General features: G+C 64.8%; 13 protein-coding genes and 2 pseudogenes. 7 read left to right on the forward strand and 8 right to left on the reverse strand.

What is annotated here, in order from left to right:
• Window positions 1-127: 127 nt before the first annotated feature.
• Complete coding sequence (locus CLV78_RS04790) at window positions 128-1,291, reverse strand: M20 aminoacylase family protein (protein WP_106203583.1); 1,164 nt, start codon at window positions 1,289-1,291, stop codon at window positions 128-130.
• Window positions 1,292-1,354: 63 nt separating this feature from the next.
• On the opposite strand from CLV78_RS04790, the pseudogene mazG reads away from it, so the two are divergent.
• A pseudogene (gene mazG / locus CLV78_RS24420) lies at window positions 1,355-2,161 on the forward strand (nucleoside triphosphate pyrophosphohydrolase); the annotation flags it as partial.
• A gap of 48 nt (window positions 2,162-2,209) precedes the next feature.
• Entirely contained in the window at window positions 2,210-2,812 is a 603-nt protein-coding gene (locus CLV78_RS24425; RefSeq protein ID WP_281261132.1) for a pyridoxamine 5'-phosphate oxidase family protein, read from the forward strand.
• Between the two features lie 31 nt (window positions 2,813-2,843).
• Here CLV78_RS24425 and CLV78_RS04800 read toward each other — a convergent pair whose 3' ends face one another.
• Window positions 2,844-4,460: an NAD(P)H-hydrate dehydratase gene (locus CLV78_RS04800; RefSeq protein ID WP_106203584.1), complete on the reverse strand. Its 1,617-nt coding sequence runs from the start codon at window positions 4,458-4,460 to the stop codon at window positions 2,844-2,846.
• Window positions 4,461-4,639: 179 nt separating this feature from the next.
• On the opposite strand from CLV78_RS04800, the gene CLV78_RS04805 reads away from it, so the two are divergent.
• Window positions 4,640-4,978, forward strand: coding sequence for a P-II family nitrogen regulator (locus CLV78_RS04805; protein WP_106203776.1), 339 nt, complete (start codon window positions 4,640-4,642; stop codon window positions 4,976-4,978).
• A gap of 55 nt (window positions 4,979-5,033) precedes the next feature.
• The gene (glnA, locus tag CLV78_RS04810) at window positions 5,034-6,440 is read left to right on the forward strand and encodes a type I glutamate--ammonia ligase (RefSeq protein ID WP_106203585.1); all 1,407 of its coding nucleotides are present in this window, start codon (window positions 5,034-5,036) and stop codon (window positions 6,438-6,440) included.
• Between the two features lie 99 nt (window positions 6,441-6,539).
• On the opposite strand, the gene CLV78_RS04815 is transcribed toward glnA, so the two are convergent.
• The 4 genes and pseudogenes from CLV78_RS04815 to CLV78_RS04830 all read right to left on the reverse strand — a co-directional run bounded on the left by CLV78_RS04815 (window position 6,540) and on the right by CLV78_RS04830 (window position 9,309).
• Window positions 6,540-7,001, reverse strand: coding sequence for a hypothetical protein (locus tag CLV78_RS04815; RefSeq protein WP_106203586.1), 462 nt, complete (start codon window positions 6,999-7,001; stop codon window positions 6,540-6,542).
• 77 nt (window positions 7,002-7,078) lie between these two features.
• Window positions 7,079-7,252 (reverse strand): DUF1059 domain-containing protein, encoded by a 174-nt coding sequence (locus CLV78_RS04820; protein WP_106203587.1) that lies wholly within the window; start codon window positions 7,250-7,252, stop codon window positions 7,079-7,081.
• 61 nt (window positions 7,253-7,313) lie between these two features.
• Window positions 7,314-8,236, reverse strand: a pseudogene (gene ctlX / locus CLV78_RS04825) (citrulline utilization hydrolase CtlX).
• 14 nt (window positions 8,237-8,250) lie between these two features.
• Complete coding sequence (locus CLV78_RS04830; protein ID WP_106203588.1) at window positions 8,251-9,309, reverse strand: ornithine cyclodeaminase; 1,059 nt, start codon at window positions 9,307-9,309, stop codon at window positions 8,251-8,253.
• A gap of 154 nt (window positions 9,310-9,463) precedes the next feature.
• Here CLV78_RS04830 and CLV78_RS04835 point away from each other — a divergent pair, with 154 nt between their 5' ends.
• From CLV78_RS04835 to CLV78_RS04845, 3 genes are all read left to right on the forward strand, one after another.
• The gene (locus CLV78_RS04835) at window positions 9,464-9,907 is read left to right on the forward strand and encodes an Lrp/AsnC family transcriptional regulator (RefSeq protein ID WP_106203589.1); all 444 of its coding nucleotides are present in this window, start codon (window positions 9,464-9,466) and stop codon (window positions 9,905-9,907) included.
• Between the two features lie 93 nt (window positions 9,908-10,000).
• Complete coding sequence (locus tag CLV78_RS04840; protein ID WP_106203590.1) at window positions 10,001-10,711, forward strand: lipid-binding SYLF domain-containing protein; 711 nt, start codon at window positions 10,001-10,003, stop codon at window positions 10,709-10,711.
• A gap of 127 nt (window positions 10,712-10,838) precedes the next feature.
• Window positions 10,839-11,693, forward strand: a complete 855-nt coding sequence (locus CLV78_RS04845; protein WP_106203591.1) for a hypothetical protein — start codon at window positions 10,839-10,841, stop codon at window positions 11,691-11,693.
• On the opposite strand, the gene CLV78_RS04850 is transcribed toward CLV78_RS04845, so the two are convergent.
• On the reverse strand, window positions 11,681-12,493 hold the full coding sequence (locus CLV78_RS04850) for a heme-dependent oxidative N-demethylase family protein (protein ID WP_245924831.1): 813 nt from the start codon (window positions 12,491-12,493) through the stop codon (window positions 11,681-11,683). The genes CLV78_RS04845 and CLV78_RS04850 overlap by 13 nt on opposite strands.
• A gap of 371 nt (window positions 12,494-12,864) precedes the next feature.
• Window positions 12,865-15,282 carry a phosphoenolpyruvate synthase gene (gene ppsA / locus CLV78_RS04855; protein WP_106203592.1) on the reverse strand — a complete coding sequence of 806 codons (2,418 nt, stop codon included), beginning with the start codon at window positions 15,280-15,282 and terminating at the stop codon, window positions 12,865-12,867.
• Between the last annotated feature and the right edge of the window lie 30 nt (window positions 15,283-15,312).

A 15,312-nucleotide genomic window follows, 5' to 3' on the forward strand; every position in this document is an offset into this window, starting at 1 on the left:
ATCGCTCCGCCCGACCCTTTTCGCGGCACCGATCCCGCGCGCCGCCGCGCCGCAAGGCGCGGCCCGGCCCGGCCCAACGGTTTTTTGTAGTCCGCCAGGACGGCCCAAACCGGCGGGAGCCCCCGGTTCACGCGAGCGGTAGGGCACGCTCCACGAGGCGGGCAAAGAAACTTGCCCCGATCGGCGCCGCCTCGTCGTTGAAATCGAACTCCGGATGGTGGCACATCGGCCCGATTCCCTGCCCCAGGAACAGGAACGCCCCGGGCCGCGCTTCCAGCATGTAGGAGAAATCCTCCGCCCCCATCTCTGGCGGGCGGGCCGCATCGACCTTTTCGGGACCGACAACTTCCCGCGCCACTTCCGCCGCAAATGCGGTCTGCGCCTCGTGATTCACCGTCGCCGGGTAGCCCACCTCGTAGGTGACCTCGATCTCCACGTTCATCGCCTGCGCGATCCCGTTGCAGATCTCCCCGATCCGGCGCCTGACAAGCTCCTGCGCCTCCTTCCGGAAGCTGCGAACCGTGCCACCGACGAAGCAACTCGCGGGGATCACGTTGTGTGCGGTCCCGCCTAGGATCTGGGTCACGGAGACGACCACCCGATCCAGTGGCGGCACATTCCGTGCCAGGATGGTATTGAGTGCCGAGGCGACCTGCACCGCGGCGGCCAGCGGATCCACCGCCTCATGCGGCCATGCCGCATGGCCGCCCACCCCCTTGATGTCGATGGCGAACTCGTCCACCGCTGCCAACAGCGGCCCGCTTCGGGTCCCGAAAACCCCAACCTCCGCATCGGGCGTGTTGTGAAGCCCGTAGACCTCGCCAATACCGAAGCGGTCCATGATGCCCTCCTCGCACATGACCTGACCGCCGCCGCCAAGCTCCTCGGCTGGCTGGAAAATCAGGGCAACCGTGCCAGCGAACCGTCGCGTCTCCGCCAGGTATTTCGCCGCGCCAAGGAGCATGGTCGTGTGGCCGTCATGGCCACAGGCGTGCATACGGCCCTCGGTTTCGCTGGCGTGGTCCGCCCCGGTCTCCTCCTGGATCGGCAGGGCGTCCATGTCGGCGCGCAGACCGATGCACGGCCCGTCCCCCTGGCCACGAATGATCGCCACAATGCCGGTCTGCGCGATCCCTTCGTGCACCTCGTCGACGCCGATCTCGCGCAGCCGCTCTGCCACGAAGGCCGAGGTCTTCGGAAGGTCGAATCCCAGCTCGGGATTGCGATGCAGCCAGCGGCGCCACTCGGTCATTTCCGCGGCATAGCCTGCGATACGATTGAGAACTGGCATGGACTTGTCTCCCGGGATGGTCCTAATCGGAGACAAGCCTAGACCTGCGCCGGAGCCATGACCATGTCCGATTCCCTGATCCACGATCCGAATGGCGGCATGCCGCGGCTGCTCGAAATCATGGCCCGGCTGCGCGATCCCGAGACCGGCTGCCCATGGGATATCGAACAGACCTGGGACACCATCGCCCCCTACACGATCGAGGAAGCCTACGAGGTCGCCGATGCCATCGAGCGGGAAGCCTGGGGCGAGTTGAAGGGCGAGCTGGGCGACCTGCTGCTCCAGGTTGTCTACTTCTCGCAGATGGGCGCCGAGGAGGGCCGCTTTACCTTCGCGGAGATCGCCGACGGGATCTCCGACAAGATGGTCGACCGCCATCCCCATGTCTTCGGCAACGAGTACCGGGACAAGAGCGCGGAGCAGCAAACGCGCGACTGGGAGGTTCAGAAGGCGAAGGAACGCGCCGCCAAGGGAGAGGCGCGCGTGCTCGACGGCGTGGCCCTCGGCCTGCCGGCCCTTCTGCGCGCCTACAAGCTTCAAAAACGCGCCGCAAGGGTTGGATTTGACTGGGACAATGCGGATCTCGTTCTCGACAAGATCCGAGAAGAGGCAGAGGAACTCGCGGAGGCTGCGGCCACAGGCGATCATGACGCCATCGAGGACGAGATGGGGGACATGTTGTTCGTGCTGGCCAACCTTGCGCGTCACCTTGGTGTCGATCCCGAACAGGCCTTGCGGCGAACCAACGCGAAATTTGTCCGCCGATTCAGAGCGGTCGAAGATGCCCTTCACGCGAACGGCTCCAGTCCGCAGCAGGCCAGCCTCGACGATATGGACAGCCTCTGGAACCGCATCAAGGCGGGCGAAAAGACCGACCTGCCGGGTGATACCACCCCGGAGGGCTCCCTTGCTGACCGCCTGCCGCGCGTCACCGCGACAGAGGATCTCGAAGCGATCTATGGCGACGCCATACCGACATCGCTGACCAAGGTCGTCGACCGGATCACTCCGCTCTATCGCAAGTGGATCGAAAGCTCCCGGTTCGTCGTCCTGTCCACCGTCGGCCCCGAGGGCACCGATGCCAGCCCGCGCGGCGACATCGGGCCGGTTCTGCGAGTCGCGGACCAGCGGACCCTGCTGCTGCCCGACTGGCGCGGCAACAACCGGATCGACTCGCTGCGCAATATCGTCCGCGACCCGAGGGTGAGCCTGATGTTCCTCGTGCCGGGCAGCAACAACGTCGTGCGGGTCAACGGCTCCGCCTTCGTCACGACTGACCCGGGGCTGCTGGAGAGATTCGAACACAACGGAAAGCAACCGCGATCCATCGTCGTCGTGAAGGTCCGGGAGGCCTATTTCCAATGTGCCAAGGCGCTCATGCGGTCGGCGCTCTGGACGTCAGGAGACACGGGCAGCAGGGTCCCGACCGCCGGGGAGTTCCTGAAGGCCGTGGACGAAGGCTTTGACGCCGAATCCTACGACACCGGGTACGAGGACCACGCCCGCGACAAGATGTGGTGACGGACGAGGCGCACCGGCCAGCGGCGCCGGTTCAGGCCCCGAGCGAGGAAAGCACACCGGGCAGCGCCTCTGGGAGGTCCTCGGCGATCAACCCGGGTCCAAAGCTTCGCGCGGCCTCGACATGCATCCATGTGGCGGATTCCACGGCCCGGACTGGCCAGAACCCACGGGCCAGAAGGCCGGTGATCATCCCTGCAAGAACGTCCCCGGATCCAGCGGTCGCGAGCCACGGCGCGGCACGATCGTAGCTGGCGGCATGGACCAGCGCCCGTCCTCCCGGTTCCGCAATCACGCTGTCCGGCCCCTTGAGCAACACCGTGCACCCTGCCCGCGCCGCCGCCTCCTGCGCCGCCTCGATCCTGGAGTACGCCGGTCCGCGCTCCGGTTGCCGCGACAGGCGCTCCCAGATGTCGGGAAACAGGCGCGCGAACTCGCCCGTATGCGGCGTCAGCACGACCTTGGAATGCAGATGCGCGAAAAGCGTCGGCGGCTGGTCGGCGAAAGACGTCAGCGCATCGGCATCCAGCACGCAGCGCCGCCGGCTCCCCAGCGCCGTTACCACCATGTCCCGCGTCGCCGCTCCGAGGCCGAGCCCCGGGCCAAGGCAGAGCGCGTTCAGCCGGTCATCCTCCAACAGAACCCCGAGGTCGGATGCGCCGTTGCAGCGCCTGAGCATAACCGAGGTCAGGTGCGCCGCACATTCGGCCATCGCCGTGCCCGGTGCCGCGACGCTGACCAGCCCGGCCCCGACCCGCAGGGCCGCCCGCGCGGCCAGCCGCGCGGCGCCGCTGCGCCCCGGCCCGCCAGACAGAACGAGCGCGTGGCCATAATCGTACTTGTGCGCGATCGGGTATTCCTCCCCGCCCTTGCGCAGAAAGTAGATATCCGGTTTCGCGAGCGCCGCCATGTCCGACAGGTCTTCGCGCAGCCGCTCCCGCGCCAGCCGCAGCGCGCCCTGATCGAGACCGATATCGGCCACCCGAACCTGACCACACCACTCCGGTCCGTTGGCGAGCACATGGCCGCGTTTCAGACGGTGAAAGGAGATTGTCAGATCCTGCCGTGACGGGAGCTCGCCATCGTGGTCGGGATCGATGGGGCGCCCCGAATCCATGCACAGACCGGAGGGCGCGTCGACGGCGACCCGCCGCACGGTCCCTTCCGGAAACCGGGTGTCCAGTTCTCGCAGCGCCTTGTCTAGGTCGTCGGCGAGCGGCCGCGTCAATCCGGTTCCGAACAGCGCGTCGACGATCAGGCTGGGCGTTTCTTCCGCGTCCCCGTACCCCCAGCGCAGCGAAAACCGCCAGTCCCCGAACGGCACCACCGTGCCCATGCCCGCCCAGCGGTCGTGGTTGGCCTTCGCGTCGGGCGGCAACCGTGCCGGATCGCCGTAAAGGTAGCATTCCGTGCGCCAGCCGCGTTCTGACAGGAGGCGCGCGATGACGAAACCGTCACCCCCGTTGTTGCCCGGCCCGCACAGCACAAGCGCCACCGGGCGGCTGTCCTGCAACTTGGGAAAGACCTCGAACACGGCGTCGACGACACCCTGCCCGGCCCGTTCCATGAGTTCGGCGCCGGTCACCTCGCCGCTATCGAAAGCAGCCTGTTCGATGGCGCGCATTTGGGCAGATGTCAGCAGGTCGGTCATGAATTCCAGCTCTTCCTGTTCTCATAGCGCCCAATTTGCAGGCAACTTGCACGGATTTTCACCTCATGCACCGGAAACGACTCACGGCTATCACCGCTCGTCCGCTCTTGAATTGTTCCGGTGCCGTGTAGATGGTCTCTGCGATTACCGGGACGGATCAAGGGGAGTCGGCCGCCACCATGAAAAAAATCGAAGCCATCATCAAACCTTTCAAGCTCGATGACGTCAAGGAAGCGCTCCAGGACGTCGGCGTGCAAGGGCTGAGCGTGATCGAGGTCAAGGGTTTCGGGCGGCAAAAGGGACATACGGAGCTCTACCGTGGCGCCGAATATGTCGTCGACTTCCTGCCCAAGGTAAAGATCGAGGTCGTCCTTCCCGACGACCAGCTCGACATCGCGATCGAGGCGATCACGGCCGCCGCCAAGACCGACAAGATAGGCGATGGGAAGATCTTCGTTTCCAGCGTCGAACAGGCGATCCGCATCCGCACAGGCGAAGACGGCGACGAGGCACTCTGAGCCCGTCTTCCACAGGACACCACCACTAGTACACTGACAGAGGAACCAAGGTCACATGAGCAAAGAAACTGTTCTTCAGACCATCAAGGACGATGAAGTCGAATACGTCGACGTCCGTTTCACCGACCCGCGTGGCAAGCTTCAGCACGTCACCGTGATGGCCGACCAGGTCGACGAGGATTTCCTGGAAGAGGGCTTCATGTTCGACGGCTCCTCCATCGCCGGTTGGAAATCCATCGACGAATCCGACATGAAGCTGATGCCCGACACCGGCTCCGCCTACCTGGATCCGTTTTATGCCGAAAAGACGCTGGCCGTGCATTGCTCGGTCGTCGAGCCGGACACCGGCGAGCATTATGACCGCGACCCGCGCGGCACCGCCGAGAAGGCCGAGGCCTACCTGAAGTCCTCCGGTATCGGCGACGTGTCCTACTTCGGTCCGGAAGCCGAGTTTTTCCTGTTCGACGACGTCCGCTTCAAGGTCGACATGAACAAGGTGTCCTACGAGATCGACGCGGTCGACGCGTCCTGGAACACCGACACCGAGTACGAGATGGGCAACATGGGCCACCGTCCGGGCGTCAAAGGCGGCTATTTCCCCGTGAACCCGATCGACGATGCCCAGGACCTGCGCTCCGAGATGCTCTCCACCATGAAGCGCATGGGCATGAAGGTCGACAAGCACCACCACGAGGTGGCGTCGTGCCAGCACGAACTTGGCCTGATCTTCGGATCGCTCACCCACCAGGCGGACGAACTGCAGAAGTACAAGTACGTCATCCACAACGTGGCGCACGCCTATGGCAAGTCGGCGACCTTCATGCCGAAGCCGATCGCTGGCGACAACGGCACGGGCATGCACGTCAACATGTCGATCTTCAAGGACGGCAAGCCGCTCTTTGCCGGTGACAAGTATGCCGACCTGTCCGATGAGGCCCTGTGGTACATCGGCGGCATCCTGAAGCACGCCAAGACGCTCAATGCCTTCACCAACCCGTCGACCAACTCCTACAAGCGCCTGATCCCCGGCTTCGAAGCCCCGGTCCTGCGCGCCTATTCTGCTCGCAACCGCTCTGGCTGCGTGCGGATCCCGTGGGCGGAGAACCCGAAGGCCAAGCGTGTCGAGGCCCGTTTCCCCGACCCGGCGGCAAACCCCTACCTCTGCTTCTCGGCCCTGCTGATGGCCGGCCTCGACGGGATCAAGAACAAGATCGATCCGGGCGAAGCCATGGACAAGGACCTCTACGACCTGCCCGCCGAAGAGCTGGCCGGTATCCCGACGGTCTGCGCCAGCCTGCGCGAAGCGATGGAGAGCCTCGAAGCCGATCACGAGTTCCTGCTCGCCGGCGACGTGTTCACCACGAACCAGATCGAGGGCTACATGGACCTCAAGTGGGAAGAGATCTACGCCTACGAGCACACCCCGCACCCGATGGAATTCAAGCTGTACTACAGCTGCTGATTTCACGGGACAGTGCAGAAAACGAAGGGCGCCCTTGTGGCGCCCTTCTCCGTTTCCGGTCGAAGTCGCGGTCCGCAGGTCATGCGGCCACGGCGAGGCCTATTCCATCGGTGCGACGTTGACGATCACCCCGCGGGCATCGGTCGTGCATTGCCACGGCAGGGTGGAGCCCGGAACCTTGACCATTACGGTCGTTCCCGTGGATCCCGCAGCCGTGCTGACCTTGGTCAGTTCCGATTCCGAAGCGCCACTCTGGGCCGCTGTCGCCATCAGGCAGTTCTGTCCCGGATCATGCAACGGCGCCGGCGGGGGCACCTCCTCGCCCGGACCGGTGAGGGTGATCATCTCGCCTTCCTCGCCGGTTTCGATCTCCTCGGCTGTAAGCCGGCCGGCCTGACCGGCGTCAGGCAGGGTTGCCGTATCCACCGTTTCCACCGTCGTGGTCGCCGTCGGTGCCACTGGCGCGCCGCTCGGGAAAACAGGATCCGTCGGATATTCGCATCCCATCAGAGCAAGCGATCCGATGGCCATGGCCGCCAGAGGCAGTGGTTTCCGTTGCATCGGCAGGTCTCCTTCGTCCGGTTCATTCGGAGTGCATACTGGCAAATTCCGACGGCGAGGATAGCCCCTAAAATCGCCTATTCGGTGGTGATCCTGGCTTTGACTTGCTCGGCAAGCTCCGGCGTCACGTCGAGCCCATGGACTTCCTTCGCGTGCGCGGCGGCCTCCCGAAGGATTTCATCCGTGGTCTCGGCCCGAGCCTCGAAATCGCATCCGGGCATCAGGTCACCGCATTTCAGAACCTTGGTCATCGCGATCCCTTTCCTTGATGTGAAGGGGCCAGTGTACCACGTACCAGTGTCTTCCCCAACGTCACCTGCGAGAAAGATGCACCCCGGCCAACATGCATCGCACCGACCCGCCTGCGAGCTCTATCGTGGGCACATCAAGCGGCAGAAGCCGGACACTGCGTTCAATCACGGCGCGTTGTTCCGGTCGCAGGGCCGCCATGGCCCGGCGGGAGAGCGCAAGCACCCTGCCCTCACGCCCCTGCAACTCCAGCGCATTGGCCCCGAACTCGGCGATCTGTTCGTTGGTGAGTTCGACAACATGCCGACCGGACTCCTCGATCCGCGCCAGGACTTGCGCGCGCCGCGCTGTGTCCACGATCATGTCCGAGCCGATGATCACGAAATCCGTCGCAATGCACATCAGGACATTGGTGTGATAGACCGGCGTGCCCGCGGTGTCGCGGGCCTCGAACGCCATCGGCTCGTAGTGGAAATGTGAACAGAACCGCTCCAACGGGATCGGATCGGCGCGGTTGGATCGGGCGACATAGGCCACCCGCTCGATATGGTCGAGCACCATCGCCCCGGTGCCTTCGAGGAACAGCCCGTCCCGCTCAAGCCCGGAATAATCCACCACATCTTGCACACGGTATTCGGCCTTCAGCATCTCGATGACATCGGCGCGCCGTTCCTTGCGCCGGCTTTCCGCATACATCGGGTAGAGCGCGACATGCCCCCCGGATGGGTCGAGAACCAGTTGTTCGGAAAGACGGAATCCGGTGTGTCCTCCCGCGTGTCGTCAAAGACATGCACCCGGATTCCTGCCTGCTCCAGCGTCTGTGCCGCGCGGGTCACTTCCCCATGCGCCGCTGCGGCCAGACCCGCCAGTGATCGCCCACCGGTGTCCTGCTGGAAAGCGTTGTCCCGTGCCGTTTCGCTGTTGAGCGAGAAATGGTTCGGGCGGATCAGGATCACCGCCGCCGGCACCTGGACCGAACGGCGCACCGGCGGCGTGGCGTTCACCGCTTGGCCCCGGCCCGCAGGATCATGCCGAACAGATCGCGCGGCTCGTCCGGGTCCGCGATCATGTCGAGGTTTTCATACCGGCCGGTCCGTTCCAACTGGTCGCGCAGCCAGCGCAGCGCCGAGAAGTCTTCGATCGCGAAACCCACGCTGTCGAAGAGCGTGACCTGACGCGCGGAGGTCCGACCCTCCGCCCGGCCGGTCAGCACCTCCCAGAGCTCGGTCACCGGGTGGTCCTCGTCAAGCTGCTGGATCTCGCCCTCGATGCGCGTCTGCGGTGGGTATTCGACAAAGATGTCGGAACGCAGCAGGATATCCCGGTGCAGTTCGGTCTTGCCGGGGCAATCGCCGCCGATGGCGTTGATGTGCACGCCGGCACCAACCATGTTGTCGGTCAGGATCGTCGCGTATTGCTTGTCCGCGGTGACGGTCGTGATGATCTGGGCGCCTTCCACGGCGTCTTCCGGTGTTGCGCATTCAACGATCTCGAAGCCACGACCCGCGAGGTTATCCGCACATTTGCGCGTGGCCGTGCGGTCGACGTCGTATAGGCGCAGCTTTCGGATCCCAAGAAGCGCCTGAAAGGCCAGCGCCTGGAACTCGGATTGTGCCCCGTTGCCGATGATTGCCATGCAATCGGCATCCTTCGGCGCAAGGGCGCGGGCCGCGACCGCCGACATGGCCGCAGTGCGCAGCGCGGTCAGGATCGTCATTTCGGAAATCAGGACCGGATATCCCGAATCCACATCCGACAACACGCCGAAAGCGGTCACCGTCTGCAACCCCTCCCGCGTGTTCTTCGGGTGCCCGTTCACGTATTTGAACGCGTATTTCACTCCGTCAGAGGTCGGCATCAGCTCGATCACCCCGACACTGGAATGCGCGGCGACGCGCGGCGTCTTGTCGAACAACTCCCAACGGGCGAAGTCCTGCGCGATGTAGTCGGCAATGCCCGACAGGCAGCTCTCGATCCCGATATCGAGCACGACATTCATCATGTCATCGACCGAGACAAAGGGAACCAGGTTCAGGGACTGACGATCGTCAAAGGACATGTTCGGGGCCTCTTGGCGGTTGCGCGCGTGCGGGGTCTGGAAGTGAGAGAACAGGATAGCCGCGCGACAAGCCTGCCGAAATGTCAGTTCTTTACAATTTCAATAAACCAATAGAGCATATTGTCAGCAATATCTGACGATATGGGAGAAAAACATGCCGCAATCCCAGGATGGAAAGCACATCCTTGACCAACTGGATCGGGATCTCGTGGCAATCCTGCGCCGTGACGGGCGGGCTCCGCTGTCGAAACTGGCAGAGATCCTCGGGGTGTCCCGTGGGACGGTGCAGAACCGGATTGATCGTATGATCGCCTCTGGCACGCTCCTGGGATTCACGGTCCGGGTCCGCGAGGACGCGACCGATGTCATCCGCGCGGTGATGATGATCGAGGTGGTCGGCCGTTCCACCACGGAGGTCATACGCCGGTTGCGGGGCATTCCGGAGCTGTCACAGCTGCACACCACCAATGGCAACTGGGATCTGGTGGCCGAGATCCAAGCCGAGAGCCTGAGCGATTTTGACCGCATCCTGCGGGAGGTCCGTGCCATCGACAACGTGCTCAACAGCGAAACCAGCCTGTTGCTGAGCAGTGTCTAGGGACAAGCCGGCCAACCAACCCGATTGCCCCCTTGCACTCTGCGCGGCGCGCGCGTTCCATGCCGCCGAACGGGCAAGAACAGGAGAACAGGGATGAGCATCGCAAGGACCGCCGTGGCCGTGGCGCTTGCCGCGGCGATGGCCCATGGCGCCGCCGCGCAGGGCCTCAAGGATCGGCTCAAGCAAGGGGCCGACATACTGAAGGACGGTGCCGGACTTGCACAGGACGGCGCGGAAGTGCTCAAGGACGGCGCCGTCGTCGTCGGCGACCGGGTGGAGGAGAGCATGAAGTCCACTGTCGACCTGATGACAAACGAGGCAACGCCTGAGGAAACCCGCGCGGAACTCGATACCATGTCCGGGGAGACCCTTGCGCGCCTGTTCGCCGAATACCCCGAAGCCCGCACACTCTTTGCCGAGAGCGTCGGTTATGCCGTCTTCGACACCCGAAAAGTCGTGCTGGCCGGCGTCGCCGCCGGTGGCGGCCGGGGTGTGGCGGTCTCCCACGCCGGCCCTCGGACCTACATGAACATGGGAACGGCGGGCGTTGGCGTGTCGCTCGGCATCGGCGGATTCGAGACCCAGGTGGTGATCTTCTTCAAGGATGCGGTGCAGTTCCAGACCTTCATCCACAACGGTTACGACGCGACCGCGGAGGCAGGCACGTTGTTCGGCGAAGACAAGTCGAGCCTCGGGCTCCAGTGGGTCGACGGAAGGGCGATCTTCTACCTCACCGCGCAGGGCTGGAAGGCATCGGCCACGGCCGCTGGCACACGCTACTGGGTGGATCGCTCTCTCAACTGACCGGGCGCCGGGACGACGTCCCGGCGGGATCGGTGCGGACCGCGCCCGGCATTTCCTTTGTCGTGCCACGTTCCGACCCAATTGCAGCGGCAGCATGGAGCAAACATGAACAGTCGAGGCGAGTTCCATGCCATTGTCCAACCAGGTTTCTGCAACACTGCTGCTGCCACGGCCAGCCACATTCACAGCCGAGCGGCTGCTGGAGCGGGTGAATGACGGGCTGTCCGGCGCCGGTGTGCACTTTCGCCTGCGGGAAACGCCGCGAGGCATCCTGCTGACCAGTGACACGATCCATGTGCAGGTCATGGCGCGCGACCTTCCGGTACAGGACCGCCGCTTCGAGGCCGCGTTGACATCCGATCTGCCGCGACTTCTGGGCGAGGACTGGGCGGAATTGGTGGCAGAGCATCGCGCCTCGGTGAAGATCTGCGCCGGGCCGGGTCCACGGCCGGGTGAAACACCAGGCACGGGCCCGGAACTGGGCAAGCAGGACAGGCAGGATCTCGCGGACCTGATGATGCTGGCCTGCCACGAGGTCGCCGTTCGCATGGCCGAGACATGCCCGCCCCTGGCGGTCCATTGGAACCAGTCGCAACAGATCCTGACACCAGAACGGTTTGCCGCCGTCGCCAACATGCGATTCCCCCTGCCCCTGTTCCTGCACGGGCGACCGACGGAGACCGGCCCGGGCGGGCTGGGCCTTCGGATTGTCGGCGCAGAGGCGCTGGTCGGTCACGCGCTCGAAATTTCGCCAGTCGCGAGGCCACATGACTGGCTCATGTCCCGAGTCCTTGCCTTCGTCTCCTTCCTGCGCGCCAGAGGCCATGTACCGGCCGACGGGTCTGCGTTCGGGGTGGAGGACGGTGAGCGGATCGTCGTGCGGCGCACCGATGGCGGCGGGATCCGGCTCGTGGTCGAAGCGCATGGAGGCAAGTCGGTGAAATCCCCGACGCACCGGGTGGCGACCGATCAGGCCGCGTGACGACGCTCCAGCACGGCGAGCTGTTCTGCCGACATTGAAGCGCGCTCCAGCAGCATCGTATGGATCGAGAAGGCCACCGCGCCACTTTCCGGCAGGCGCACCAGGCATTGCCGTTCGGAGCGGAACCAGGGCGCAACGGGTCCGCCCACCGGCCTCGGATCATCCTCCGTGCGCGGCTGGAACAGCGCCGGATCATCGTAGAACAGCGCGTTCGACCGTGTGAGCGGGCGCCCCGGCTGGACACCGTCCAGCAGCCGCTGCACCCGTGCCGCCAACCTGTCATCATAGATATCGACCGGCACGTGAATGGCCAGCATCGGGCGCCCGATCTTTTGCGCCAGCGTCCAACTCGCCGGAAAGCAAAGCACAGCGGCGGTCAGCAGGTGTTCGGCGCCTCCCTCCGGCTTCTGGAGGATGCAGAAATCCTCCTGCACCAACCGTCCCAGCGTGGGGAGGGGGCGGTCGCGATCCAGATCGACCAACCGTCCGTCCGGACAGCGCATCCTTTTGCCCATGGGTTCGAAACCGGGGTGGGAATCGAGATGGGACAGAACGAGATCGAAGAGTTCCCGCGCAGCAGGCTCTGCGCCTGGCGCGCATTGCAGAACGGCCTCGGGCTGTTCCGCCAGCAGCCGCTCCCGCTCCGCCATCTGCCCGGCGTAGCTGTCGAGCACCCAGAGCCAGTCGGTCGGATCGAACGGAACGGTCCCCGGCAAGGTCTCCGCCCGCGGCAGCATCCAGGGCGGGTTCGGGACGTGGCGGTTCAGGTAGGGCGGATGGTGCGGCCGTGTCTGTGTCATGGGCCGACCCTGCGCCTCCGCGCCGAGAGAAGGAAGCGCGTCATGGCGACGCGACCTCGCACCGCGCGGAGCCCGGGCGCGTTTGTGCAGGGTGAGAACTCCGGCGACCGGGGGAACGGTGGTGGGCATCTCCGAGCCATGGCTTCCGCACCGCCCGGAACACCAAGCCGGCGCGGTCGTATTCCGGGGGCTGTGCCACGAGCCGACCTTTGAGGTTACCTCCCCGGAGCCAACGCCAGCGCAACCACACCGCGCGCGGTTTCGCGCGCTTCGCCCACCGGAGGCAGCTGGCACATGTGGCTATCTCGACACCGGCTGCGGCCTCCAGACCAAGACGGCACCGGACACGCAAAGCGTACACCGCCCCTTGCTCATAGAACGGCACCCTGAGCCCCGTCGGCCATATCACCGGACTCGGCGTCCAGAACATTGGCTTTCACCGCGACGAAGCTATCGGGCGTCACCGAAATCGAATCGATCCCGGCCGCCACCAGCAAGCGTGCGAAGTCCGGATCGTTGCTAGGCGCCTGACCGCAAAGCCCGATCTTCGCGCCCGCGGCGTGGGCCCGGGCAATCACGCTCTCGATCATCCACAGCACCGCCGGATCACGCTCCCGGAAGAGAGCGGCCAGCCCTTCGTTGTCGCGGTCGATGCCGAGCGTCAGCTGCGTCAGGTCGTTGGACCCGATGGAGAAGCCGTCGAACCGCCGGGCAAACGCCTCCGCAACGATCACGTTGGAGGGGATCTCGCACATGACATAGACCTCGAGGCCGTTTTCACCGCGCACAAGCCCGTGCCTCGCCATCTCCTCCAGCACCTTGTCGGCCTCCTCCGGCGAGCGGCAGAATGGGATCATTACCAGGACATTGTCGAAGCCCATCTCCTCCCGCAGGCGCCGAATGGCCCGGCACTCCAGCGCGAAGCCGTCGCGGTAGGCATCGGAGTAGTAGCGCGATGCGCCACGGAACCCGATCATCGGGTTTTCCTCGCCCGGCTCGAACTGCCGACCGCCCAGCAGGGCCGCGTATTCGTTTGTCTTGAAGTCGCTCATCCGGACGATGCAGGGGTTGGGATACCACGGCGCGGCAATGCAGGAGAGGCCCATGGCGAGGCTTTGGACAAAGTAGTCACAGCGATCCGCGTAGCCCTGTGTCAGCACGTCGATCGCGGCCTTGTCCTCCTCCAACTGCAACTGGTCGTAGCGGGTCAGCGCCAGCGGATGCACCCTGATCTCGTTGTTGATCACGAACTCCATACGCGCCAGTCCAACGCCATCCGCAGGCAACCGCCACCAGCGCATGGCAGCTCCCGGATTGGCAAGGTTCAGCATTACCCTGGTGCGGGTTTCGGCCACCGCGTCGAGCACGGTTTCCTCCACCTCGACCTCCGCCGCACCGGCATATACCGCGCCACGGTCTCCCTCCGCGCAGTTGACCGTCACCATCTGGCCGTCATGCAGGATGTGGGTCGCGTCCCCGGTGCCGACGATGGCGGGCAGGCCCAGTTCGCGGCTGACGATGGCTGCGTGGGACGTGCGGCCGCCGTGATCAGTGATTATTGCGGAGGCGCGCTTCATGATAGGCACCCAGTCCGGGTCGGTTATCGAGGTCACGAGGATCGCGCCATCGACAAATCGCTCTATATCGGAGGCGGTCTCGATCAGGCAGACCTCGCCGGTCGCCACGGACAGGCCGACGCTCAACCCGTCGAGCAGCTTCTCCCCGGCATTCGTCACCTTGTAGGACTTCAGCACCTCGCCGCCGGCGCGCGACTGCACGGTCTCCGGACGCGCCTGAACGATGTAGAGCTTGCCGGTGTCGCCGTCGCGGGCCCATTCCATGTCCATCGGCTGGCCATAATGCGCCTCGATGGTGCAGGACATCCGCGCAAGGTCGAGGATCTCGCTGTCGGACAGGACAAATTGCCCGCGCTCCCTGCGGGAGCAGGCCACGTTGCGGGTCCGGGCCCCGGCACCTGCCGCATAGATCATCTTGATCTCCTTGGCCCCAAGCGCCTTCTTCAGGATCGGCGTCAGGTCGGGACGGTCGAGGAAGGGTTTGTAGACCTGGTATTCATCTGGATCGACCGCGCCCTGCACGACATTTTCGCCAAGCCCCCAGGCCGCATTGATCAACACCACCTTGTCGAAGCCGGTTTCCGTGTCGAGGCTGAACATCACGCCCGATCCCCCGATGTCGGAGCGGATCATCAGCTGGACCCCGATCGACAGTGCCACAGCGAGATGGTCGAACCCCTGGATCTCCCGGTAGGAGATCGCCCGGTCGGTGAAGAGCGAGGCATAGCAGTGCCGGCAGGCCCGAAGCAGATCCTCCTCGCCACGGACATTGAGGAAGGTCTCCTGCTGGCCCGCAAAGGAGGCATCCGGCAGGTCCTCCGCCGTCGCACTGGACCGCACGGCCACCGATGGCTCCGCCGTGCCGACCCGCGCCCCGAGCGCGGCATAGGCGTCGCGGATCTCGGCCTCAATCTCGGTGGGCCAGTCGCCGGCCCGGATCTCCGCCCGGATCAGCTTGCCTGCCTCCTGCAAGGTGATCCGCTCCCGCGCGAGGTCATCGAGGCAGGATGTCAGGAAGGTCTGAAGGTTGTTTTTCCGAATGAACCGCCGGTAGGCCTCGGAGGTCGTCGCAAAGCCCGGCGGGACGGAAATGCCCTCTTCGCCAAGGCTGCGCACCATCTCTCCCAGCGATGCATTCTTACCGCCCACGGTCGCGACATCGTCACGCCCGAGGTCCTCGAACCAGATCAGGTTGTCGTGTGTATCGAACATGGTCGCTCCTCCGCAAGATCGACGCGACTG

Origin of the sequence: Aliiruegeria haliotis, assembly GCF_003003255.1 — a bacterium.
In the GTDB taxonomy this organism is placed as follows: Bacteria; Pseudomonadota; Alphaproteobacteria; order Rhodobacterales; family Rhodobacteraceae; genus Tropicimonas; species Tropicimonas haliotis.